Raw genomic sequence first — 23,902 nt, forward strand, 5'->3', positions numbered from 1 at the left:
GTTAAGATGTTAGATGATGTATTAACCAGAATAAATAAAAATCGATTATGGGATTTTCCCGGTGGGATTCATCCACCGGAAATGAAACAGCAATCGAATGGCACTAGACTTTCCCGATTAAAACTACCTAACACTTACTACATTGCATTGAAACAGCACGCCGGTAAAGCTGGTCAGCTCTTAGTTCAAGTTGGTGATTATGTACTAAAAGGGCAAGCCTTAACTCAAGGCGATGATTATCGCACGTTACCCGTACACGCCCCCACTTCCGGCACCATAACCGCTATCGGCGGTTATGCCTCTTCGCATCCGTCTGGATTACCTGAAACCACCATCACCTTACAAGCTGACGGTAAAGATCAGTGGCGTGAACGCCAACCTATCGAAGATTTTCTTACTGTACCACCTGAACAATTGCTACAAAAAATCTATCAAGCCGGCATTGCCGGCTTAGGCGGAGCAGTATTCCCGACTGCATCTAAAATCGCCAGTGCGGAAAACAAAGTTAAATTATTAATTATTAACGGCGCAGAGTGCGAACCTTATATTACCTGTGATGATCGCTTAATGCGTGATCGCAGTCTTGATATTCTCGAAGGCATTCGGATTCTGCGTTATATTTTACGGCCGCAAAAAGTGGTGTTGGCAATCGAAGATAATAAAGCAGAAGCTATTGAGGCTATGCAACAAGCCCTATCCGGTGCTAACGATATTGAAATTCGCGTGATTCCAACCAAATATCCTTCCGGTGCGGCGAAACAATTAATTCAAGTTTTAACCGGTCTGGAAGTGCCGAATAATGGTCGCTCTTCGCAAATTGGCGTGTTAATGAACAATGTTGCCACTGCCTTTGCGGTAAAAAAAGCGATTATTGATGACGAACCGCTCATTGAACGCGTGGTAACACTGACCGGTGATAAAATTCCGCAACCTCGTAATGTTTGGGCAAGAATAGGGACACCAATTTATCACCTGTTACAACAAGCCGGTTATCAATATGATGATCGTTTTCCTGTCTTTATGGGCGGACCGATGATGGGATTTATTTTACCGAATCTCAACTCGCCGGTAACCAAAGTGACTAACTGCTTAATTGCGCCGGATCATTTTGAATATCAGCCGCCGCCGCAAGAGCGTAATTGTATTCGCTGTTCTGCCTGTTCCGATCACTGTCCAATTAAATTGATGCCACAGCAACTCTATTGGTTTGCGCGCAGTGAAGATCACGAAAAATCAGAACAGTACAACCTAAAAGATTGCATTGAATGTGGCGTTTGTGCCTATGTCTGCCCGAGCAATATTCCGCTGATCCAATATTTTCGCCAAGAAAAAGCCAAAATCGCAGAATTAAAATTAAAAGCAAAACTGGCGGAAGAGGCGAAAGTCCGTTTTGAAGCTAAACAGGCTCGAATGGAACGGGAAAAACAGGAGCGAGATCGCCGAACTCAATTAGCGGCGGAAGCTCGTCGAGCAGAGATGGCAAAACAACAAGGCGTTGATCCTGTACAAGCTGCATTGGAACGTGTTCGTCAAAAACAGGCAACTAATGCAACACCACAAATCAAAACTATCACCAACGATAAAGGTGAAATATTGCCTGATAACAGCGATATTATGGCAGCTCGTAAAGCGCGCCGTTTAGCCAAACAGGCACAAACACAAACCGGTCAACCGACATCATTGGCAACAACGGATAAAGAGAATAAACAAGCCGCTATTGCCGCTGCCATTGCCAGAGCTAAAGCGAAAAAAGCGCAGCAATCGGAAAACAGCAATAGTGCTGCCGAATCCTCTTCAGTGGCAACTGAAAGCAGCGAGGATACCGATCCGCGTAAAGCCGCTATTTCCGCCGCCATTGCCAGAGCTAAAGCGAAAAAAGCGCAGCAAGCGGAAAACAGTAATAGTGCTACCAAATCTTCTTCTGTGGCAACTGAAAGCAGCGCAGATACCGATCCTCGTAAAGCCGCTATCGCCGCTGCCATTGCCAGAGCTAAAGCGAAAAAAGCGCAGCAAGCGGAAAACAGCAATAGTGCTACCGAATCTTCTTCAGTGGCAACTGAAAGCAGCGCGGATACCGATCCACGTAAAGCCGCTATCGCTGCTGCCATTGCCAGAGCTAAAGCGAAAAAAGCGCAGCAAACGGAAAACAGCAATAATGCTGTTAAATCTTCTTCAGTGGCAGCTGAAAGCAGCGCGGATACCGATCCGGGTAAAGCCGCTATCGCTGCTGCCATTGCCAGAGCTAAAGCAAAAAAAGCGCAGCAAGCGGAAAACAGCAATAGCGCTGCCGAATCTTCAGTAACAGCTGAAAGCAGTGCAGATACCGATCCGCGTAAAGCCGCTATCGCCGCCGCCATTGCCAGAGCTAAAGCGAAAAAAGCTCAGCAAGCGGAAAATAGTAATAATGCTGCTGAATCTTCTTCAGTAGCAACTGAAAGCAGTGCAGATACCGATCCGCGTAAAGCCGCTATCGCCGCTGCCATTGCTAGAGCTAAAGCGAAAAAAGCGCAAACGCTTGCGGAAGCAGAAAAAGTCATTTTAATAACAACAGACGAAACATTAGATCAGCAACAAAGTCCTAGTGCCGATCATCATTCCATTGATAATCATCAGCATACAGATCCTAGAAAAGCGGCAATTGCAGCAGCAATAGCCAGAGCAAAGGCAAAAAAAGTAGCAAGAGAAGGAAATCAAGATAATGTTTAGAATGGCAAGTTCCCCTCACGTACATTCCCATAGTTTGACCGCCAAAGTGATGTTGTGGGTAATTGCAGCAATGATTCCGGCAATTATGGTGCAAATCTACTACTTTGGTTTCGGCACTTTAATTCAGCTGTTATTAGCGGTGATTTTTGCGGTTTTACTGGAGTGGATCGTAACCAGATTGCGCGCTAAGAAAAATTTTGCCGATTTATCGGATATGAGCGTGATCTTGACTGCCATTATTTTGGCAGTTGCCATTCCGCCTTATGCACCTTATTGGATCATTCTGCTCGGTGTTTTTTGTGCTGTTATTTTAGGCAAACAGGTTTATGGTGGACTTGGGCAAAACCCTTTCAATCCGGCAATGGTAGGATATGCTATTTTGTTGGTGTCGTTTCCGGCACAGATGACCGCTTGGGCATTGCCGAATCATTTATTACTTGAACCGACCGGCTTTAAAGATGCTTATTTACTGATATTTCAAGGTGTTACCAGTGACGGTTACAGCTTACATCAACTGACCTCTACCATTGACGGCATCACTCAAGCAACTCCATTAGATAGCGTTAAAACAGGAATAAAAAATCATCTAACATTGAGTCATATCGCGGCTTCACCAATTTTTCAACACGACAATTTGCATGATATCCTTACTATCACGATGGGGATCGGTTGGTGGCAAGTTAATCTTGCATTTCTAGTCGGTGGGCTTTTCCTTATATGGAAAAAAGTGATTCACTGGCAAATTCCTTTTGCAATGTTGCTCACCTTAGCCATTTTGGCTACAGCAACTTGGTTGATCGCACCACAAACTTATCCATCACCGTTATGGCAACTTTTTTCCGGTGCAACGATGTTCGGTGCTTTTTTTATTGCCACCGATCCGGTAACGGCCTCTATCACACCGAAAGGGAAATTATTATTTGGTAGTTTAATCGGTCTCTTACTTTATGTTATCCGCTTCTATGGTGGTTATCCTGACGGCGTAGCATTTGCTGTTTTATTGAGCAATATTTGTGTTCCGTTAATCGATCATTACACTCGTCCCCGTCTTTATGGCCGCTAAGGAGAAAAAATGGCAACGCTAAAACGTACAACCATTAACTATGCTTTAATCTTAGCCTTTGTTGCTTTGGTTTGCACTTTAATCACATTGGCAATGTACTCATTAACACAAGATAAAATTCAACGAGTAATGGAAAATCAACAGAAACAACTTTTATCTGAAGTGCTACCACCAAATTTTGCTGATAATGATCTGTTAAAATCGTGCTACATTCCAAATAATAACAAGCAGTTAGCCGATATTTCTAAACTTTATTTGGCAAAAAAACAGAATAAAACCGTTGCTTATCTGTTTGAAACCACCGCACCGGATGGTTACTCAGGTAATATTCGTATTTTGGTGGCAGTAACACCTGAACGTGAAGTGTTAGGAGTCCGTGTCTTGGAACATCACGAAACACCCGGATTGGGTGATAAGATCGAAACACGGCTTTCCGACTGGATCTTAGCCTTCAGCAATAAACAATTTAATCTTAATGAGTTAGACAAATGGGCAGTAAAAAAAGATGGTGGTGAATTTGATCAATTTGCCGGCGCAACTATTACTCCACGAGCGGTTGTTAATGCAGTGAAAAAAGGGTTACTGCAATTACTCTCTCAACCATTTGCATTTAACCCTGAAGATTACAATCGTTGCAATTAAGTAAAGAGGTGTTGAATGAATCATAGTACTTCAGAAGTAACTACTCACACTGATAGCGCCAATTCCGTTTGGAAAACTTTGTTTATTCAAGGTGTATGGAAGAATAACGCCGCATTAGTACAATTATTAGGATTGTGTCCGTTATTGGCAGTGTCCAATTCTGTTGCTAATGCGTTAGGGCTTGGTTTAGCAACAATGCTAGTGTTGATTTGTACTAACAGTATGGTTTCTCTATGCCGGCATCTTATTCCAAAAGCCATCCGTATCCCGATTTATGTGATGATTATTGCCTCAACTGTAACTATCGTGCAGCTAGCAATGAATGCATATACTTATTCTCTTTATCAATCATTAGGGATTTTTATTCCATTAATTGTAACCAACTGCATAGTAATTGGTCGTGCCGAAGCCTATGCCTCAAAAAACAGTTTATGGCACGCAATGTTCGATGGATTCTCAATGGGATTAGGAATGACGCTAAGTTTGGTTGTGTTAGGGGCACTACGCGAAACTATCGGTAATGGCACACTGTTCAATGGTATGGAACAGCTGTTCGGCGAATCAGCAAAAGCCTTGAAAATCACACTATTTCACGCTGACAGCCATTTTCTACTTGCGATTTTACCACCTGGAGCTTTCCTTGGCTTAGGAATACTTTTAGCATTAAAGAACATTATTGAACGGAAGAAATAATGAACCAACAAAAAAGAATAGAAATTCTCACTCGTTTGCGTGATGCCAATCCGCACCCTACAACAGAGTTAAAATATAATTCAGTTTTTGAATTGCTCATTGCTGTAATTTTATCGGCACAAGCGACAGATGTTGGCGTAAATAAAGCAACTGCAAAATTATTTCCGGTAGCAAATACACCACAGGCAATACTTGATTTAGGTGTAGATAGTTTAAAAAATTATATAAAAACTATCGGTTTATATAATAGTAAAGCAGAAAATATTATAAAAACTTGTCGAGTGTTAATTGAAAAGTATAATGGCGAAGTTCCAGAATCACGTGAAGCATTGGAATCTTTGCCGGGAGTTGGGCGCAAAACCGCAAATGTAGTATTGAATACTGCTTTCGGTTGGCCAACGATTGCCGTTGACACACATATTTTTCGCGTCGCCAATCGCACCGGTTTCGCTCCCGGTAAAGATGTTCTTGCCGTTGAAAAAAAATTATTAAAAGTTGTTCCTGATGAATTCAAAGTCGATGTTCATCACTGGCTCATTTTACACGGACGCTACACCTGTATCGCTCGTAAACCCCGTTGCGGTGCCTGTTTAATTGAAGATCTGTGTGAATTTAAAGATAAAACCGAATACTAAAAACTACAGGAGGATAATATGACGACTCACACAGAAAGACAGACCTGGTCAAACCGACTGACTTATGTTTTAACCGTAGCCGGTGCAACTGTCGGTTTTGGTGCTACTTGGCGTTTTCCCTATCTGGTCGGTGAAAACGGTGGTGGCGCTTATGTATTACTATTCTGTATTGCAATGATTGTGATCGGCATTCCAATGATTCTAGTTGAAAATGTTATTGGTCGGCGTATTCGTGTTAATGCTATCGATTCGTTCAGCGGAAACATTCACCATAAACCTATTCCTCGTTATTGGAAAGTTGTCGGCTATCTCAGCGTACTCGGTGCATTCTGCATTATGGCGTATTATATGGTGCTTGGCGGTTGGGTTATTAATTATATCGTCAGTTTGCTAAGTGGTGTTTTGGACATCAGCGCACCGATTACTGCCGAAACCACTAAAAATTTCTTTCACAATACCATTATGGCTAATCCTGCAATGATTAGCCTTTACACTTTTCTGTTCGTATTGGTTAACTATGTGATTTTAGTTAAAGGGGTTATTGACGGCATTGAAAAATCAGTAAAATATTTGATGCCGCTGTTATTTATCTTTTTAATCTGTATGGTGATTCGTAATGTAACTTTGCCGGGTGCGTGGCAAGGCATTGTGTTCTATCTCAAACCTGATTTCTCTAAGATCACACCGCAGCTTTTCGTTTTTGTCTTGGGGCAAGTCTTTTTCGCTTTAAGTTTAGGTTTCGGCGTTATCGTTACGCTCTCCAGTTATCTGAAAAAAGGAGAAAATTTGGTGCAAACTGCGGTCATAACCGGCTGCGTCAATACCATTATTGCTGTATTGGCAGGTTTTATGATCTTCCCATCACTTTTCACGTTTGGTATTGCACCAAATTCAGGGCCAACATTGGTATTCCAAAGTTTACCAATCGTATTTTCTCATATGTGGGCTGGTAAATTTTTTGCCGTGATCTTCTTTAGTTTATTACTGATTGCTGCATTAACTACTTCACTAACAATTTATGAAGTCTTAATTACCGCCTTGCAGGAAAAAACCAAAATTAATCGCCGTTTAGCTATTTTATTCGTTCTTGGAACCATCTTTCTCCTCGGCAACGTACCATCAATTCTAAGTTACGGTCCTTGGCACGACGTTCATTTCTTCGGCAAAAATATTTTTGATGCCTTTGATTTTGTCAGCGGCAATATTCTCTTTATGCTCACCGCACTATTCTGTGCTGTTTTTGTCGGTTTTGTAATGAAAGATGAAGCTAAACGAGAATTGAGATTAGGCGAAAATTCTAAATTGGCACAATGGTGGTTCAGCTATGTTAAATATATCGTGCCACTTGTCATTATTGTAATCTTTATCAGTAACTTAATTTAATTCGCTTTTGGCTTGAGAAGCCTTAAATTCTAGGTATTCTTCCAATTGTTCAATGGCGGCAAGACAACGTTGTCGCCGTTGTTGCAATAGTGCAAGCTGTTGTTGAAAGAGAGGTTTCTGCTCTCTCGATGCCAGTTGTTGCTGCTGTTCCAAATCAGCGATGCGATCATTAAAACGCGTTAAAAATTCATAATATTTATGAATTCTCTCCTCTGCCGGTAGTTCAAAAACATCATACTGTTTTTTCTCTGTTTTTTGTGGCTGACCTGCTACCGTTTCCGCTTTTTTCGCTGATCTTTCAGTGCGTTGCAAAGCCTCCAGCAACACTCGGAACTGAATGCTGATTTGCTCCGCCAAATAAGCAACCACCTCAACCTTATCTAAGGTCGCCAAGCGAGCGATATTTTGTTCAATTTGCGCAATGTAGTAGCGTAACGGCTGTCCCGATTCCGCAAAAACGGTGCGCTCAAACTGCTGCTTAATAATCTGCTCACCGTCATAACGGCAGAAAAGCTGTAATTGTTGCTGTAATTGAGAGATGAGTTGTTGCTGATTTGTCATAATAGGATAAGCACAAGATCCGGTGCGGCATTGTCACCACACCGATAACGGAAATTACATTTTTTCGACAGTTTTAATGCCTAACAGATCCAATCCCTGTTTTAACACTTTCGCCGTTAATGCTGCCAATTTCAAACGACTTTGTTTGACCTCTTCCGCTTGATTTAAGATTGGGCAATGTTCATAGAAGGAAGAAAATGCCCCTGCTAAATCATAAAGATAAGCGCATAAAACGTGAGGCGTACCCTCTTTCACTACAGTGTTAATCGCTTCTTCAAATTTCAATAAAGTTAACGCTAACTGACGCTCTTTATCATCCTTAATTTGAATTTCACCTGCCAACTGCTGAGGATCAATGCCACTATTGGCAAAAATAGAACGGATACGCGTGTAAGCATACTGAATATAAGGTGCGGTATTGCCTTCAAACGTCAACATATTATCCCAATCAAACACATAATCGGTCGTGCGGTTTTTTGATAAGTCAGCATATTTCACAGCCCCAATACCAACGACTTCCGCCACTTGACGCTGTTCTTCAGCGCTTAAATTGGTTGATTTCTCGCTAATCAATTTTTCTGCACGCTCTACCGCTTCATCCAACAGATCAGATAATTTAACTGTGCCACCGGTACGTGTTTTAAACGGTTTATTATCTTTACCCAGCATCATTCCGAAATTGAAATGCTCCCAAGTTACGCTTTCCGGTACATATCCTGCTTTACGCACAATTAACCAAACCTGTTGTAAATGTTGGCTTTGACGACTATCGGTAAAATAGAGAATACGGTTAGCGTGCAGCGTTTCATAACGATATTTCGCACAAGCAATATCAGTTGTTGCATAAAGATAACCACCATCTTTCTTCTGAATAATAACACCTAGTGGCTCACCCTCTTTATTTTTAAACTCATTTAAAAACACAACTACCGCACCATCATCTTTCACTGCTAACCCTTTTTTCTCCAAATCGGCAACAATGCCCGGCAACATTGGGTTATAAAGACTTTCTCCCATTACATCCTTATCAGTAAGTGTTACATTTAAGCGATCATAATTGCGCTGATTCTGTTTCATTGTAATGTCAACCAACTTGCGCCACATCTTACGACAATACTCATCACCGCTCTGCAATTTCACCACGTAACCACGTGCTTTTTCGGCAAAAACTTCATCTTCATCATAATGTTTTTTCGCCTCACGATAAAATGCTTCCAAATCACTTAATTCCATATCGGATGCATTTTCATTCTGCATTTTTTCTAAATAAGCAATCAACATTCCAAACTGTGTTCCCCAATCACCTACGTGATTAGCTCGAATAACATTATGTCCGACAAATTCCAACGTACGCACTACCGCATCACCGATAATGGTTGAACGTAAATGCCCGACGTGCATCTCTTTTGCCACGTTCGGCGCTGAATAATCCGCCACAATAGTTTGCGCTTTTACCGGCGAAATTAAAAAATGGTGATCCGCCAACATTTTATTGGTTTGTGTCGCCAACCAAGCAGGATTAAGAAAAATATTGATAAATCCCGGTCCGGCAATTTCCACTTTTTCAATCATTTCACCAAGATCAAGATTTTCCACTACTTTTTGTGCCAAATCACGTGGCGGTATTGCCAATTTCTTTGCTGCCGCCATCACGCCGTTTGCTTGATAATCACCAAACTGCGCTTTGCTTGACGGACGAACCAAAGCCTCACTTTGCTGATCCGCGCCGGCGGCAATCATTGCTTGTTTAATTTTTTCAGATAGAATGGTTTGAATATTCACAAATATATGCCTTATTGAATTTAAACGATAAATTTAAACTTGTAATGATACTAGGCTTTCCACTATCAGAAAAGTATAAAAAACAAAATACCCTCGCATTATGACTGAAGCAAAATTATTACAACAATTTCCTGAATTATCAGCCCAATTAGTTGAAGCAGAAAAACTATTTGCGCAAATTCTCACACTGACACAATTAGATCGATTAAAGCTCTGTATCGATCATATTGCATTACGCGTAAATGATCTTAATACCGCTACCTATTGGCAACAAGCACTTGCTGCTGATTCAGAACTGTTAAGCAATAACAAGATCAACGGTCGCCCGATTTATCTTTATCAACTGCCACAACCATTATTCATCCTGAATCAAGCAGTGAATATCATTGAATTACCGTTTCCAAACGAAAAAAGATATCCACAACAAGGTTGGGAACATATTGAATTAGTTTTGCCTTTTTTAAAGAATGAATCAATTGAACAGTGGTTTCATCGTGCAGAAAATATGCTTAATATCGAATCTCACAGAATTATTTTGAAAAAAAGCTGTCATAAAGCAGATGGCGAAGGTTTACCAAATCCAGCACTTGCCATAAAATTAACGGATAAAAATAATTTTACAACAATTAAATTGCATCCTTTTTCTATTAAAGAAATTGTGATGTCGGAACAGATATAATAGGAGAAAAATATGAAAAAGATCACTTTAATTGCAAGTCTATTAACAGCAGTTACGTTGGCAGGTTGTTCTAATTCTGATCTCTATAGTGGCAATGTATACAGTGGCGGGCAAGCAAAAGAAGCTAGAGCTGTCAGCTATGGACGCATCATTTCTGTACGTCCAGTAACCATTCAAGGAGAAAGCAATTCTCAAGGTGTTATCGGTACTGTCGGTGGTGGTGCATTAGGCGGTATTGTTGGTTCAACCATCGGTGGTGGTAAGGGACAAGCTATCGCTACCGCTGTCGGTGCTATCGCCGGTGCGGTTGTTGGTAATAAAATTGAACAAAAATTGGATCAAACTAACGGTGTTGAACTTGTAATCCAAAAAGAAGACGGTCAACGTATTGCTGTGGTACAAAAAGCAGATCCTAGTTTTGTGCCGGGTGCCAGAGTGCAACTTGTCGGTAGCGGTGCGTCTTTAAACGTTTCCGTACTTTAATCCCTTTTTCAGCGAATTACCTCGGTAATTCGCTGTTTTCTATTTAAGGCAAATAATTATGACTATGAAAATTCAATTATCCTCACAGCCGGCAGCTGAAGTTTGGGGAGAAAATGCATTAATCTCATTTCAAAACGATCAAACCATTATTCACTTTACTGAAAAACAGAACATTAATGATATACAAAAAGCAGCTCGTAAATTACGTAACCAAAATTTCAAAGAGGTAGAATTAATTGGCGATAACTGGCAATTAGAACATTGCTGGGCATTCTATCAAGGATTTTATACTGCAAAACAAAACTTCTCTATTGAATTTCCTTGTTTAGCTGAAGATGATGAAGCGGAGCTTTATGAACGTATTCGTTGTAGCGATTTTATTCGTGAAATCATCAATTTACCTGCAGAAATCATCACTCCAACTGAATTGGCAAGCAGAGCAGCAAAATTTATTAGTGAACAAGCAGATAATTATGCCATAAAAGGTTGCGTCAGTTATCACATTATTAGTCGTGAAGAACTGAAAGAACGTGGTTACAATGGTATTTGGGAAGTTGGTAAAGGTTCTCATAATAAACCGGCGATGCTGCAATTAGATTTCAATCCTAGCGGCAATCCTAATGAACCCGTTTTCGCTTGTTTAGTCGGTAAGGGTATTACTTTTGATTCCGGCGGTTATAGCATTAAACCAAGTAACAGTATGGACTCTATGCGTTCAGATATGGGTGGTGCGGCACTATTAACCGGCGCACTCGGTTTTGCCATTGCTCGAGGATTAACAAAACGAGTAAAACTTTACTTATGCTGTGCTGAAAATTTAGTAAGCAGTAAAGCTTTCAAATTAGGTGATATCATCAAATATCGCAATGGAGTTACTGTTGAAGTCTTAAATACCGATGCTGAGGGACGCTTAGTGTTAGCTGATGGTTTGATTGAAGCTTCTGCACAAAAACCGGATATTATTATTGATTGCGCAACCTTGACTGGTGCGGCCAAAGTAGCTGTCGGCAATGACTATCACTCCGTACTCTCAATGGATGAACAGTTAGTTTCTGCACTTTTCAATTCAGCTAAAGAAGAAAACGAACCTTTTTGGCGTTTGCCATTTGAGCCGTTCCATCGTGATCAAATTAGCTCATCCTTTGCTGATATTTCTAATACAGCGAGTGTAAATACACCAGCAGGTGCAAGCACCGCAACTGCATTTTTATCTCACTTTGTTGAAAATTATCAGCAAAATTGGTTACATATCGACTGTTCCGCCACTTTCCGTAAAGCAGCAAGCCCATTATGGTCGGTCGGTGCAACGGGAATCGGAATGAAAACTTTAGCTAACTTATTAATTTCTTTTGAAAAATAGGAAATCTTTATGGCTCTAGAACGTACACTTGCAATTATTAAACCGGATATTATCGAACGCCACTTAATCGGAGCAATTATTTCGCGTTTGGAGCAGGCTCAATTTTCCATTGTGGCTATGAAAATGGTTCACTTAAATCAACAGCAAGCTGCCGGTTTCTATGCTGAACACGAAGGTAAGCCATTTTTTGAAAATTTAATTGCCTTTATGACCTCTACACCAGTGGTTGTTCTAGTGTTGGAAAAAGAGAATGCTATTGCTGATTATAGGGAATTAATGGGCAAAACAAACCCTGTTGATGCTCATATGGGTACTCTACGCCGAGATTTTGCTTTAGACGGCAGCCGAAACAGCGTTCACGGTTCAGACTCCATCCAATCAGCCGAAAGAGAAATTGCCTATTTCTTTACTTCAAATGAACTATTTTAACCACAAAAAATGCGTGAGCTTTGACTCACGCATTCTGATCCTATTTAAAACAAATTCAATGTATTACACATTAAATCTGAAGTGCATTACATCGCCGTCTTGAACGATATAATCTTTTCCTTCCAAACGCCATTTTCCGGCTTCTTTCGCCCCATTTTCACCTTTATACTGCACAAAATCGTCATAACTGATCACTTCTGCACGAATAAAGCCGCGTTCAAAATCGGTGTGAATCACTGCCGCTGCTTTTGGTGCGGTGGCGCCGACCGATACTGTCCAAGCACGCACTTCTTTAACGCCGGCAGTAAAATAAGTTTGTAAATTCAATAACTTATAGCCTGCGCGAATCACTCGGTTTAATCCCGGCTCTTCCAAGCCAAGTTCTTGTAGGAATTCAATTTTTTCATCATCCTCCAATTCAGCAATTTCTGCTTCAATCGCTGCACAAACTGGTACGACTACTGCCCCTTCTTTTTCAGCAATTTCACGCACACGATCAAGATAAGGATTATTTTCAAAGCCATCTTCATTGACATTAGCAATATACATTGTCGGCTTTAAAGTTAAAAAATTATAGCTTTTAATTGCTTGCAACTCTTCCGTATCCAAGCCAATAGAACGCAACATCCCTGCATTTTCCAGCACCGGTAAACATTTTTCCATCACTGATAACTCAAATTTTGCCTCTTTATCACCGCCTTTGGCACGTTTTTGCAAACGCAAAATCGCCTTTTCACAACTTTCTAAATCTGCCAATGCCAATTCAGTATTAATGACTTCAATATCATCTGCCGGATCAATTTTTCCTGAAACGTGTACAATATCATTGTTTTCAAAACAACGTACAACGTGTCCAATTGCATCGGTTTCTCGAATATTGGCTAAAAATTTATTACCTAAACCTTCCCCGTTAGAAGCACCTTTCACCAAACCAGCAATATCGACAAATTCCATAGTTGTCGGCAATATGCGCTGTGGATTCACAATTTTTGCCAATTCATCCAAACGAGGATCTGGCATTGGTACCACACCGGTATTCGGTTCAATTGTACAAAACGGATAGTTTGCCGCTTCAATTCCTGCTTTAGTCAATGCATTAAATAATGTTGATTTACCTACATTTGGTAACCCAACAATTCCACACTTAAATCCCATAATTTATCCTTATTCAGCTCGGAAGCCATTCAAGCGATTCATCGCTTTTTCGACTCCCTCTTTCATTAAAATATCAATACAACTTTCTGCTTCATCCAGTGCTTTATCAATTAAGCGTTGATCTTGTGGGGCAGGTTTGCTTAACACATAATTCGCCACTAAACTTTTATCGCCGGGATGACCAATGCCAACGCGAAGACGATAAAAGTTTTTGTTATTTGCTAACTGAGAGATAATATCTTTCAAACCGTTATGACCGCCGTGTCCGCCACCCAGTTTTAACTTCACGCTGCCGGGCGGTAAATCCAATTCATCGTGAATAACCAAAATTTCTTCCGGCAAAATACGATAAAAATTCACCAATGCGCCAACTGATTTTCCGCTTAAATTCATAAAAGTATTCGGTACCAACAATCGAATATCCTTGCCTGAAACAGTTGTCATTGCAGTTTTACCGAAAAATTTATTCTCCTCTTTTAAGCTGACATTAAAACGGCGTGCCAAGCGAGTAATCATCCATTCACCTGCATTATGCCGTGTATCTTGATATTTACTGCCTGGATTTCCCAACCCTACAATTAATTTTATTTTTGCCACAATTCTTATCCTGTCGCTAAAATGGGCTGCTATTTTATGCAAAAACCCTTTTTTCTACAATCACAATCACGATTGATCATTTATCGGACGCAGTGAAATTTCTCCAATAGAAAAACTAAGTTGTTGATTATCTTCCGTATTCAACAATAATTCTCCTTTGGCATTTATGCCTTGCTCAATTCCGATAATTGATTGATTTTCCAGTAATAATTTTACTTTCTTTTGATAAAACGCATCATATTGTCGCCATTGAGAAATAAAAGCCGATAACCCTTGCTGTTCAAACAAAGTTAATGCCTGCGCTAAATGCTGAATTAATTTAACAATCAATAGGTTACGATTTATATTTCTCTGCTTACTAATCATTGCAATTGGTTGATCTACTACAAATTTTTTCGGCAAATTGACATTTAAGCCTAAACCGATAACCACCTGATTTTGTGCTAAATGCGGATTATGCTTCATCTCAATCAAAATTCCGCCCAACTTTTTGCCGTTTAACCAAATATCATTCGGCCATTTTAACTGAACTGAATGTAAGTTAAGCTCGGTCAATGCTTGGGCTACCGCCATTCCAGCCGCCAAACTCAAGCCAGAAATATCACAATTTGTTGAGAAAATACGGTAGTAACTCATTATCACCTGTCCGGCAAACGGCGATAACCACTGACGACCACGCCGACCACGTCCAGCAAATTGATATTCCGCCAAGCAAACACTGTTATTTGATAATTTAGGCAAATTGTTTAATAAATATTGATTGGTAGAATCGATCACAGGCTGGATAAGCAACTGTTGTTGTGGCAAATTTTTTGTTAAAAACTCACTGTCCAGCACCTCTGCCGAAGCTAGCCAATAACAACCGTCCGCTTCACAACAAATTTCTATTCCTTGTTGATCCAATTGCTGAAAATCTTCCGCAAGTTGTTGTTTTGTTATGGATAATTCTTGGCAAAGATCAGTATAAAAATGTTTTTTACCATCTGATAATGCGGACAATAACGCAATCATTCCTTTTCCTTCCAATGCAAAATGGCGACAAAACCCGTATAATACACCGCATTTGTCTTTATCTCTATCGCTTATGCCATTAGATAAACCGCTATGCTGCGATAACCTTTACTAAGGAAAACGAATGAATCGTGTATCTCAAACAATGTTAGTGCCGCACAGTACCGAACAGATGTATCAGCTTGTGAATAATTATCAACGTTATCCTGAATTTTTACCCGGCTGTATTTCAGGCAAAACCTTACATCAACAAGGCAATGAATTGGATGCGGAACTGATTGTCAGCAAAGCCGGCATTCGTTTAGCCTTTACCACGCATAACACAATGCAACTGAATCAGTCGATACAAATGAAATTAGTGGAAGGTCCATTTAAACATTTAAATGGAGAATGGCGTTTCCTTGAGTTGGATGAATACAGCTCACAAATCAGCCTACAATTACAATTTGCTTTTTCTAATGCGTTAGTGGAAAAAATGTTCGGTAAAATTTTTCAACAACTCACTTCACAAATGGTGCAAGCCTTCAAACAACGTGCAAAGGAGATCTATCGTGTCTAACATTAATGTAGAAATTGCGTATGCTTTACCTGATCACCATTTTTTAAAAAAAATTCAAGTCACCGCAGGCAGCAATTTGCAAGCTGCGATTTTGCAATCAGGTGTTTTACAGATCTATCACGATATTGATCTTCGTAACAATAAAGTCGGTATCTTCGGGCGTTTAGCCAAGTTAACCGATATCGTACAGGAGGGAGATCGGATTGAGATCTATCGTCCTTTATTGGCTGATCCGAAAGAGATTCGCCGCAAACGTGCCGCCGAACAAGCCGCGCAACAACAAGCCAAAAAAGCACAAACAAAATAATTAGGAATGCCGTTATGACACACGCTTTTTGTTTACCCACAACCATTAATGCCGAAACTTTTCTTCGTGATTATTGGCAGAAAAAACCGCTTTTAATCCGTCAAGGTTTGCCGCAAATCATCGGAATGTTTGAACCGCAAGATATTATCGAATTGGCACAAGATCCGGATGCAACCGCGCGTCTTATCCGCACTGATATTGTACAGAATCAAGAGCTATGGCAACTAAAAACCAGTCCGCTATCAGCACAAGATTTTAGCAATCTGCCGGAGAAATGGTCGGTATTAGTGCAAAATTTGGAACAGTGGTCTCCGGAATTAGGTAAATTATGGCAGGCTTTCGCTTTTATTCCTCAATGGCAACGGGATGATATTATGGTTTCATTCGCGCCAAAAGGCGGTTCAGTCGGCAAACATTATGATGAATATGATGTTTTTCTGGTGCAAGGCTATGGTGAACGCCGTTGGCAACTGGGCAAATGGTGTGATCCTTCAACTGAATTTAAAGCCAATCAACCAATTCGCATTTTTGATGATATGGGGGAGTTAATTTTTGATGAAGTGCTGCAACCCGGTGATGTGCTTTATGTGCCGTCTCGCCTTTCTCATTACGGTGTTGCCGAAAGTGATTGTTTGACTTTTTCTTTCGGTTTGCGTTATCCGAATGCTGCTGATTTGCTGGAAAATTTGTGCAAAACGATTGAACATCACAGCGAACAAATCAATAGCAGTGACTTTGCTATTCCCTTCCGTTTATCACCGAAACCACAGCCGAATGGTCAATTAAATAGTGAGTCTGTTGCCAACTTTAAACAGCATTTGTTAGATTTATTAGCTAATTCATCCCAATTTGATGCCTTATTGCAACAAGCGGTGGCACAAACCGTCAGTGCTCGCCGTTATGATTTATTACCAACGGACGCAGAATATTATCCAGATGAGCTGCTCGAAATGTTGCAAGCTGGCGACAGACTCAGTCAAGATGCGAACTGCAAAATTATCTATACCGATAACGGCAATATTTTCATTAATGGTGAATGGATTGATGAGTTAAATGAAATAGAACAAACACTTTTGGCAGATTTTGCCAATGGTAAATCACTTGATTGGCAACGTTTACAAAAACTTTCCGCTGACATTTCTCTCGATTTATTATTAGACAGTCTATGCGATTGGCTCGACAGCGGTTGGCTTCTATTAGAGAGTGTTGATGATGTTTAACCGTGAAAGCCAACCAACAATTTATTCCATTAGCCAATTAAATCGCCTTGCAAAAGAGATCTTGGAACAAGAATTGGGCAGCTTATGGTTAAGTGGAGAGATTTCCAACTTTACTCAACCGGTATCAGGGCATTGGTATTTTACGCTGAAAGATAAAAACGCTCAGGTTCGCGCAGCAATGTTTCGTATGCGTAATTTACGCGTTAATTTTAAACCACAAAATGGAATGCAAGTTGTAGTGCGTGCCAATATTAGTTTGTATGAACCGCGTGGTGATTATCAGATTATTGTGGAAAGTATGCAAACTGCCGGCGAAGGGCTGTTACAACAACAGTTTGAACAATTAAAAATGAAGTTGGCTGCTGAAGGTTTATTTGCTCAGCAATATAAAAAAGAGATTCCAGCACATTGTCGAAAAATAGGCGTTATTACCTCCGCTACTGGTGCAGCATTACACGATATTCTACAGATCCTACGTCGCCGAAATCCCGTGCTTGAAGTGATTATTTATCCAACTTTAGTTCAAGGAAAAGAAGCTGCTCAAGATATTGTCGCTAGTATCAAAATCGCCAATATACGCCAAGAGTGTGATGTATTAATCGTAGGTCGTGGTGGCGGTTCACTTGAAGATCTCTGGTGCTTTAACGAAGAAATTGTTGCCCGAGCTATTTTTAGCTCACAAATTCCAATTATCAGTGCTGTCGGTCACGAAACCGATGTAACAATAGCAGATTTTGTTGCCGATTTACGTGCATCAACACCATCTGCTGCAGCCGAGTTATTAAGCCGAGATCAAAAAGAACTTTGGCAAAAAATTGATTATCTACAACAACGTTTAGAAATTGGTTTTACTTATAAACTCAGTCACTCTATCCAACGATTAGAACGTTTACAATTACGATTAAAAAATCAACATCCACAAGCTAGATTACAACTGCAACAGCAACAATATCTCTATTTGCAACAGCGTTTAAAACAAGCGGTTTCTAACTATTTACAACGCCGTCAACAATCACAAACATCATTATCTAAACGGATTTCACAGTTACCGTTAACATTAAAAATTGAAACGCAACAGCAAACGGTTAACCAATGGGAAGTTCGCTTACATACAGCAATAAATACATTTATACAGCAGAAAAAACATAAATTAGCCTATCTCGGTGGTCGTTTAGATAACATCAGTCCATTAAAGGTATTACAACGCGGTTATACTGTTACCACATCAATGAATACAGAGTTAATCGACAGTATTAAACAGGTAACAATCGGGCAAGAAATCATCACTCGAACTGTTGACGGCAAATTGATCAGTCAAATTACTCGAATTGAACCATTACCGGACAGAAAAATCTAAAGACAAGTATTATTTCTGCCATAATAGGAAGCATTATGACAAAAGCCTATTACCAAATTGCCCTGCTGTTTAATGCCAACAAAGTTTATGATCGTGAAGTGATGGCAGGTATCGGTGAATATATTCAAACCTCTAAAACAGCGTGGAATGTCTTTCTGGAGGATGATTTTATTCATCGAGAATTAAGTCTAGATCAACGCCATTTGGACGGTATTATTGCAGATTTTGATAATCCGGAGTTAGTACAAAAATTACAACATTGTCCTATACCGGTTGTAGCGGTTGGCAGTTCCTATCAAAATCCTCAACATTATCCGCAAAATGTTCCCTATATCGCCACTGATAACGACGCTATTTTACAAGTAGCATTTGAACATTTGCAACGAAAAGGCATCAATCATTTTGCTTTTTACGGCTTACCCAATCCTGGTTTTCAACACTGGTCAAATGAACGCCGAATGGCATTTGAACGCATAATGAAAAACAACAATTATCAACCGGAAATCTATCTTGGACAAGAAACGCACGCTGATAATTGGCAACAAGCTCAACAACAACTTAGTGAATGGATTACTGCATTACCAAAACATACCGGAATCATTGCCGTAACCGATGCACGTGCCAGACATCTGTTACAAACTTGTGAGCTGCTGGATATTCCCGTACCTGATCAACTCTGTATTATCGGAATTGACAACGAAGAATTAATTCAAGCATTTTCTCGTGTTTCACTTTCATCAGTCGTACAAGGCACTAAAAATATGGGTTACCAAGCGGCAAAGTTGTTACACGCCCAATTAGAAAATCGCCCGATTAAACAATACCAATATTTAATTCCACCATTACGCATTGAATCTCGTACTTCAACTGACTATCGTTCAATTCAGGATCCTTTAGTCATTCAGGCTTTGCATTATATCCGAGTTAATGCTTGTTCCGGCATTAAAGTCGAGCAAGTTTTGGATTATGTTAAGGCTTCTCGTTCTAACCTAGAAAACCGTTTTCGTATTGAAACTGGCAAAACAATTCATCAAATATTGCATAATGAAAAAATGAACAAAGCCAAGCAGCTACTGACAGATACGGATATTGCTATCCAAGAAATTGCTGAAATATGTGGTTACCCTTCCGTACAATATTTTTATTTCGTTTTCAAAAAAGAGTTCAACCAAACGCCAAATGAATATAGATTGCAAAAATCACGCTAAATACCTCTAAATGAGTACAAAAATAAATTGTATAACTTATTGATTAATATAATTTAATTACCCATAAATGGGTATTAATAATAACTTACCTCCTATTTTTGCCACAATCGTGTAAAACTTTTTGATTAATCTCAAAAAAACAGCATAAAACCTTAGAAATTATAGCATTATTTGATAAAGTAACTTTTATTTACGGCTTATTTTGTCTTTCTCTTTTCTGTATAAAGTATAGACAATTGTTAGCTTTTTGTTATGTGAATAACTTTATGTTGGGGTAATTATCGTGAGAACTTTAAAACAAGCATTGTTTGTAATGCTAGCTGGAATAGCAACTATAAGTGCTATGTCCGCTTCTGCTGAAGATAAAACGGCTAATCCGGTACCGGATCAGAATCAACTGAATAATGACAAATTCAAAGATATGAAATTTGACATTGATAAAGTTGCCGTTCGCAATGACCTTTTTGCAGAAAAATATCCACTTCAATATCAATCTTGGTTAGGTACCAGCCAATCTGAAGAAATTGGTGATGCATTAGCTGAAGATCCTCGATTAGTAGTGCTTTGGGGAGGTTATCTGTTTTCATCAGAATATAATCATCCCCGCGGTCACTATTATGCGGTAACCGATGTACGTAATATCTTGCGTACAGGTGCCCCAAAAGATGAAAACAGTGGACCTCAACCAGCTGCTTGTTGGACTTGTAAAAGCCCGGATGTTGCTCGTTTAATTACTGAAAAAGGCGAAGATGGCTATTTCGGTGCAAAATGGGCAAAATGGGGTAACGAAATTGTTAATCCTATTGGTTGTGCCGACTGCCACGATACTAATTCAAAAGAGTTCGCTGAAGGTAAACCAGCTTTACGCATTGCTCGTCCACACGTTTTACGCGCTTTAGATAAGATTAATTGGAATTTTGAACGTTCCGATAAAACCGATAAACGTGCTGCTATTTGTGCTAACTGCCACGTTGAATATTTCTTCGCCGGAGATAAAAAAATCGTTACTTTCCCTTGGCAGAACGGCGTAAGCGTTGAACAGATGGAAAAATATTATGATGATCTCCAGTTTAAAGATTGGACTCATTCACTATCCAAAGCACCAATGTTAAAAGCACAACACCCTGATTTCGAAACTTGGACGATGGGAATGCACGGTAAAAATGGTGTGACTTGTGTTGATTGCCATATGGCAAAACAACAAACCGCAGATGGTCGCGTATTTACTAACCACAACATTGGCAATCCGTTCGATAACTTCCAAAATACCTGTGCTAATTGCCACGATCAAAGCAAAGAAAAACTACAAAGTATCGTTAATTCACGCAAAGAACGTGTACAATCTGCAATGATCAAACTTGAAGATCAACTTGTTCACGCTCACTTTGAAGCAAAAGCTGCTTGGGATGCTGGTGCAACTGAAGCAGAAATGAAAGATGCTTTACAAGATATCCGTCACGCACAATGGCGCTGGGATTACACCTCAGCCAGCCACGGATTCTATATGCACGCTCCTGAAGTGGCTTTGGAAGTATTAAGTTCCGGTTTGGATAAAGCAGCAGATGCTCGTCGTAAATTGGCAGTTATTCTGACCAAACATAACGTAAAACAACCGGTTGCTATTCCTGATATTTCTACTAAAGAAAAAGCACAGGCTGCAATGGGCATTGATATTGAAAAACAGAAACGTGAAAAAGAAGAGTTCTTAAAAACGGTTGTACCTCAATGGGATAAAGAAGCTAAAGAGAAAGGTTTATTACCTGCTGATGCAAAATAAATTTTGGTCCGGTTGCTCATTATGAGCAACCGCTTAAATCAGGATTTCCTTGAGGATAAGAAAATGAGTTTTTATATGTCTTTTAAAAAAGTGCTGTTTGTTACGGCTTCTCTGCTGCTTGCCGTTAATGTTTCGGCACAGGAAACAAGCAACACAAACGGTGCAAATACGTTAAGTTACCAACCGCAGTTGGAAAATCAACGTGATCCGAATCAATACTGTGCGAAATGCCATAAATTTAATGATCAACAATTTCACGGCACCCACTTGAGCAAGTTAAACCCGAATAACGGCAAGCCGATTAATTGTGTCAGCTGTCACGGTAAAATTTCCGAAGATCACCGTCGTGGCGTGAAAGATGTGATGCGTTTCCACGGCGATATTTTTGACGGAAAAACACCGATGTACACCGTTCAGGAGCAGAACCAAGTCTGTTTCGCTTGTCATCAACCGGAAAAATTACGGGAAAAATTCTGGGTTCACGATGTTCACGCAATGAAATTGCCTTGTGCAAGCTGCCATACATTACACCCGGAACACGACGCAATGAAAGGTATCGAACCGAAACAACGCGTTAAATTATGTGTCGATTGCCACGGTAAACAACAGGCGCTTCGTGAAGAAAAACAGAATCAAGCGAATAAGGAAAAATGATGAATTGTTCACGCCGTAACTTTGTTTCGGGTATGAGTGCATTGATGTTGGTTGCCGGTACCAGCAATAAAACCCTGGCGGTTGCACTCTCCGAAGAAAAAAATAAACGCTACGGAATGCTGCACGATGAACGCAGCTGTATCGGTTGTACCGCCTGTATGGATGCTTGTCGTGAAGTCAATCAAGTTCCTGAAGGCGTTTCCCGCTTACAAATTATTCGTAGCGAACCTTATGGGGAATTTCCGGATGTGGAATATGAATTTTTCCGCCATTCGTGCCAACACTGCAGCAATGCCCCTTGCGTTCACGTCTGCCCGACCGGTGCTTCATTCATTGATGCCAAAACCGGTATTGTCGATGTGAATAAAGATTTATGCGTAGGTTGTCAGTACTGTATTGCCGTCTGTCCTTATCGCGTTCGTTATATCAATCCGATTACCAAGGCAGCGGATAAATGTAACTTCTGTCGCGATACCAATTTGGCAAAAGGTAAACTGCCTGCTTGTGTGGAATCTTGTCCAACGAAAGCGTTAACCTTTGGTGATTTGAATGATCCTCATAGTGAAATCAATAAAAAAATTCACCAACAGCAGGTTTATCGCACCAAAGTGGAATTAGGCACGGAACCTAACTTGTATCACATTCCAAGTAAACACGGGGAGATCAGACGATGAACAGTCCTTTTCATTTTCCATCCCTCGTGTGGGATGAAATTATTGCGATTTACCTTTTCTTATTAGGTATTTCCGCCGGTGCAACAATGATTGCGGTATTGCTCAAACGCAGCGGTATCGCCGGCAATCATCCCAGTGAAAATAATATTATTCGCTGTGCCGCCATTATTGCACCGACAACATTGCTGTTAGGTTTAACCATTTTGATTTTCCATTTAACTAAACCTTGGACTTTCTGGTATTTGATGTTCAACTACCACCACACTTCTATTATGTCGATGGGGGTAATGCTGTTCCAAGTTTATATGGTATTTCTGCTTTTATGGTTAGCCTTTATCTTTAAAACATTAGTGGCTCAACTTATTAACCGCTTTTTGCCGAAACTCGCTTTTATCAATAATATTATTGAGAAATTAGAGCGTTTCAGTTCGCCGGTGGAGATTATCCTAATTTTCCTTTCCGTGTTATTAGGTGCTTATACCGGTTTCTTGTTATCGGCATTAATCAGTTATCCGATGTTGAATAATCCGGTTCTGCCGGCGCTATTCTTGGCTTCCGGCACCTCTTCCGGTATTGCGGCATTAATGATTACTTCATTGCTCTTTACCAAAGAAAGCACCCATTCACCGGCCTTGAATTTCGTCCATAAGTTTGAATTACCGGTGGTATTAATTGAAGCATTTCTACTTTTTGCATTCTGTATCGGATTATTCCTTGGAGGCGGTCAAAAAACGGTTGCACTTTATAATGCAATCGGCGGTGGTTTTTGGTCTTATGTTTTCTGGATAGGTTTAGTTGGAATTGGCTTAATTGCCCCATTATTCCTTAATGCAGTCGCACCAGAAACAGTAAAACATCGCAAAGGGTTTATACTCTTTGTTGCCGGACTAAGTTTATTCGGCGTACTTTGTTTACGTTTTTGGGCATTATATGCAGGACAAATGACACTTGCCTAAAATGCAAAAGC

General features: G+C 40.1%; 24 protein-coding genes. 19 read left to right on the forward strand and 5 right to left on the reverse strand.

Going from position 1 to position 23,902, the window contains the following annotated elements; all coding sequences use genetic code 11:
- The first annotated feature begins 6 nt into the window (after positions 1–6).
- From rsxC to QV04_RS00890, 6 genes are read left to right on the forward strand one after another with little or no spacing between them, the layout of a single operon-like run.
- Positions 7–2,706 (forward strand): electron transport complex subunit RsxC, encoded by a 2,700-nt coding sequence (gene rsxC, locus QV04_RS00865; RefSeq protein ID WP_065230651.1) that lies wholly within the window; start codon positions 7–9, stop codon positions 2,704–2,706.
- On the forward strand, positions 2,699–3,769 hold the full coding sequence (gene rsxD / locus QV04_RS00870; RefSeq protein WP_065230650.1) for an electron transport complex subunit RsxD: 1,071 nt from the start codon (positions 2,699–2,701) through the stop codon (positions 3,767–3,769). Before rsxC ends, rsxD begins: the two co-directional genes overlap by 8 nt.
- Before the next feature lie 9 nt (positions 3,770–3,778).
- On the forward strand, positions 3,779–4,411 hold the full coding sequence (gene rsxG / locus QV04_RS00875) for an electron transport complex subunit RsxG (protein WP_039134168.1): 633 nt from the start codon (positions 3,779–3,781) through the stop codon (positions 4,409–4,411).
- A gap of 15 nt (positions 4,412–4,426) precedes the next feature.
- Positions 4,427–5,104 (forward strand): electron transport complex subunit E, encoded by a 678-nt coding sequence (locus QV04_RS00880; protein ID WP_065230649.1) that lies wholly within the window; start codon positions 4,427–4,429, stop codon positions 5,102–5,104.
- Positions 5,104–5,739 carry an endonuclease III gene (gene nth / locus QV04_RS00885; protein ID WP_065230648.1) on the forward strand — a complete coding sequence of 212 codons (636 nt, stop codon included), beginning with the start codon at positions 5,104–5,106 and terminating at the stop codon, positions 5,737–5,739. The genes QV04_RS00880 and nth overlap by 1 nt, the downstream gene beginning before the upstream one ends.
- An 18-nt stretch (positions 5,740–5,757) precedes the next feature.
- The gene (locus tag QV04_RS00890) at positions 5,758–7,122 is read left to right on the forward strand and encodes a sodium-dependent transporter (protein ID WP_065230647.1); all 1,365 of its coding nucleotides are present in this window, start codon (positions 5,758–5,760) and stop codon (positions 7,120–7,122) included.
- On the opposite strand, the gene priC is transcribed toward QV04_RS00890, so the two are convergent.
- Both priC and argS read right to left on the reverse strand, forming a co-directional pair.
- Complete coding sequence (priC, locus tag QV04_RS00895; RefSeq protein WP_065230646.1) at positions 7,114–7,683, reverse strand: primosomal replication protein PriC; 570 nt, start codon at positions 7,681–7,683, stop codon at positions 7,114–7,116. The genes QV04_RS00890 and priC overlap by 9 nt on opposite strands.
- A gap of 54 nt (positions 7,684–7,737) precedes the next feature.
- Positions 7,738–9,465 (reverse strand): arginine--tRNA ligase, encoded by a 1,728-nt coding sequence (argS, locus tag QV04_RS00900; protein ID WP_065230645.1) that lies wholly within the window; start codon positions 9,463–9,465, stop codon positions 7,738–7,740.
- A 100-nt stretch (positions 9,466–9,565) separates the two neighbouring features.
- Here argS and QV04_RS00905 point away from each other — a divergent pair, with 100 nt between their 5' ends.
- From QV04_RS00905 to ndk, 4 genes are read left to right on the forward strand one after another with little or no spacing between them, the layout of a single operon-like run.
- Positions 9,566–10,144 carry a VOC family protein gene (locus tag QV04_RS00905; protein ID WP_065230644.1) on the forward strand — a complete coding sequence of 193 codons (579 nt, stop codon included), beginning with the start codon at positions 9,566–9,568 and terminating at the stop codon, positions 10,142–10,144.
- Between the two features lie 12 nt (positions 10,145–10,156).
- Positions 10,157–10,627, forward strand: a complete 471-nt coding sequence (locus QV04_RS00910) for a glycine zipper 2TM domain-containing protein (protein WP_039173048.1) — start codon at positions 10,157–10,159, stop codon at positions 10,625–10,627.
- A 58-nt stretch (positions 10,628–10,685) separates the two neighbouring features.
- Positions 10,686–11,987 carry an aminopeptidase PepB gene (pepB, locus tag QV04_RS00915; RefSeq protein WP_065230643.1) on the forward strand — a complete coding sequence of 434 codons (1,302 nt, stop codon included), beginning with the start codon at positions 10,686–10,688 and terminating at the stop codon, positions 11,985–11,987.
- 9 nt (positions 11,988–11,996) lie between these two features.
- On the forward strand, positions 11,997–12,416 hold the full coding sequence (gene ndk / locus QV04_RS00920) for a nucleoside-diphosphate kinase (RefSeq protein WP_039168198.1): 420 nt from the start codon (positions 11,997–11,999) through the stop codon (positions 12,414–12,416).
- Positions 12,417–12,479: 63 nt separating this feature from the next.
- On the opposite strand, the gene ychF is transcribed toward ndk, so the two are convergent.
- From ychF to birA, 3 genes are all read right to left on the reverse strand, one after another.
- On the reverse strand, positions 12,480–13,571 hold the full coding sequence (ychF, locus tag QV04_RS00925) for a redox-regulated ATPase YchF (protein ID WP_065230642.1): 1,092 nt from the start codon (positions 13,569–13,571) through the stop codon (positions 12,480–12,482).
- Between the two features lie 9 nt (positions 13,572–13,580).
- Positions 13,581–14,168, reverse strand: a complete 588-nt coding sequence (gene pth / locus QV04_RS00930) for an aminoacyl-tRNA hydrolase (protein WP_065230641.1) — start codon at positions 14,166–14,168, stop codon at positions 13,581–13,583.
- Positions 14,169–14,234: 66 nt separating this feature from the next.
- Positions 14,235–15,179, reverse strand: coding sequence for a bifunctional biotin--[acetyl-CoA-carboxylase] ligase/biotin operon repressor BirA (gene birA / locus QV04_RS00935; RefSeq protein WP_065230640.1), 945 nt, complete (start codon positions 15,177–15,179; stop codon positions 14,235–14,237).
- 124 nt (positions 15,180–15,303) lie between these two features.
- On the opposite strand from birA, the gene QV04_RS00940 reads away from it, so the two are divergent.
- The 9 genes from QV04_RS00940 to nrfD all read left to right on the forward strand — a co-directional run bounded on the left by QV04_RS00940 (position 15,304) and on the right by nrfD (position 23,891).
- Positions 15,304–15,738 (forward strand): type II toxin-antitoxin system RatA family toxin, encoded by a 435-nt coding sequence (locus tag QV04_RS00940; RefSeq protein ID WP_021460995.1) that lies wholly within the window; start codon positions 15,304–15,306, stop codon positions 15,736–15,738.
- Positions 15,731–16,045, forward strand: coding sequence for an RnfH family protein (locus tag QV04_RS00945; RefSeq protein ID WP_018345578.1), 315 nt, complete (start codon positions 15,731–15,733; stop codon positions 16,043–16,045). Before QV04_RS00940 ends, QV04_RS00945 begins: the two co-directional genes overlap by 8 nt.
- A 14-nt stretch (positions 16,046–16,059) precedes the next feature.
- Positions 16,060–17,265: a cupin domain-containing protein gene (locus tag QV04_RS00950; RefSeq protein WP_021460994.1), complete on the forward strand. Its 1,206-nt coding sequence runs from the start codon at positions 16,060–16,062 to the stop codon at positions 17,263–17,265.
- Positions 17,255–18,622: an exodeoxyribonuclease VII large subunit gene (xseA, locus tag QV04_RS00955; RefSeq protein ID WP_082985550.1), complete on the forward strand. Its 1,368-nt coding sequence runs from the start codon at positions 17,255–17,257 to the stop codon at positions 18,620–18,622. The genes QV04_RS00950 and xseA overlap by 11 nt, the downstream gene beginning before the upstream one ends.
- Positions 18,623–18,657: 35 nt before the next feature.
- Positions 18,658–19,830 (forward strand): XylR family transcriptional regulator, encoded by a 1,173-nt coding sequence (locus QV04_RS00960; protein ID WP_065230639.1) that lies wholly within the window; start codon positions 18,658–18,660, stop codon positions 19,828–19,830.
- Positions 19,831–20,113: 283 nt separating this feature from the next.
- Positions 20,114–21,607, forward strand: a complete 1,494-nt coding sequence (gene nrfA, locus QV04_RS00965) for an ammonia-forming nitrite reductase cytochrome c552 subunit (RefSeq protein ID WP_065230638.1) — start codon at positions 20,114–20,116, stop codon at positions 21,605–21,607.
- Between the two features lie 63 nt (positions 21,608–21,670).
- The gene (gene nrfB, locus QV04_RS00970; protein ID WP_013746493.1) at positions 21,671–22,261 is read left to right on the forward strand and encodes a cytochrome c nitrite reductase pentaheme subunit; all 591 of its coding nucleotides are present in this window, start codon (positions 21,671–21,673) and stop codon (positions 22,259–22,261) included.
- Positions 22,258–22,935 (forward strand): cytochrome c nitrite reductase Fe-S protein, encoded by a 678-nt coding sequence (nrfC, locus tag QV04_RS00975; RefSeq protein ID WP_026210921.1) that lies wholly within the window; start codon positions 22,258–22,260, stop codon positions 22,933–22,935. Before nrfB ends, nrfC begins: the two co-directional genes overlap by 4 nt.
- Positions 22,932–23,891: a cytochrome c nitrite reductase subunit NrfD gene (gene nrfD / locus QV04_RS00980; RefSeq protein WP_065230637.1), complete on the forward strand. Its 960-nt coding sequence runs from the start codon at positions 22,932–22,934 to the stop codon at positions 23,889–23,891. Before nrfC ends, nrfD begins: the two co-directional genes overlap by 4 nt.
- Positions 23,892–23,902: the final 11 nt, after the last annotated feature.

The organism is Gallibacterium genomosp. 1, assembly GCF_001678575.1.
GTDB lineage: Bacteria > Pseudomonadota > Gammaproteobacteria > Enterobacterales > Pasteurellaceae > Gallibacterium.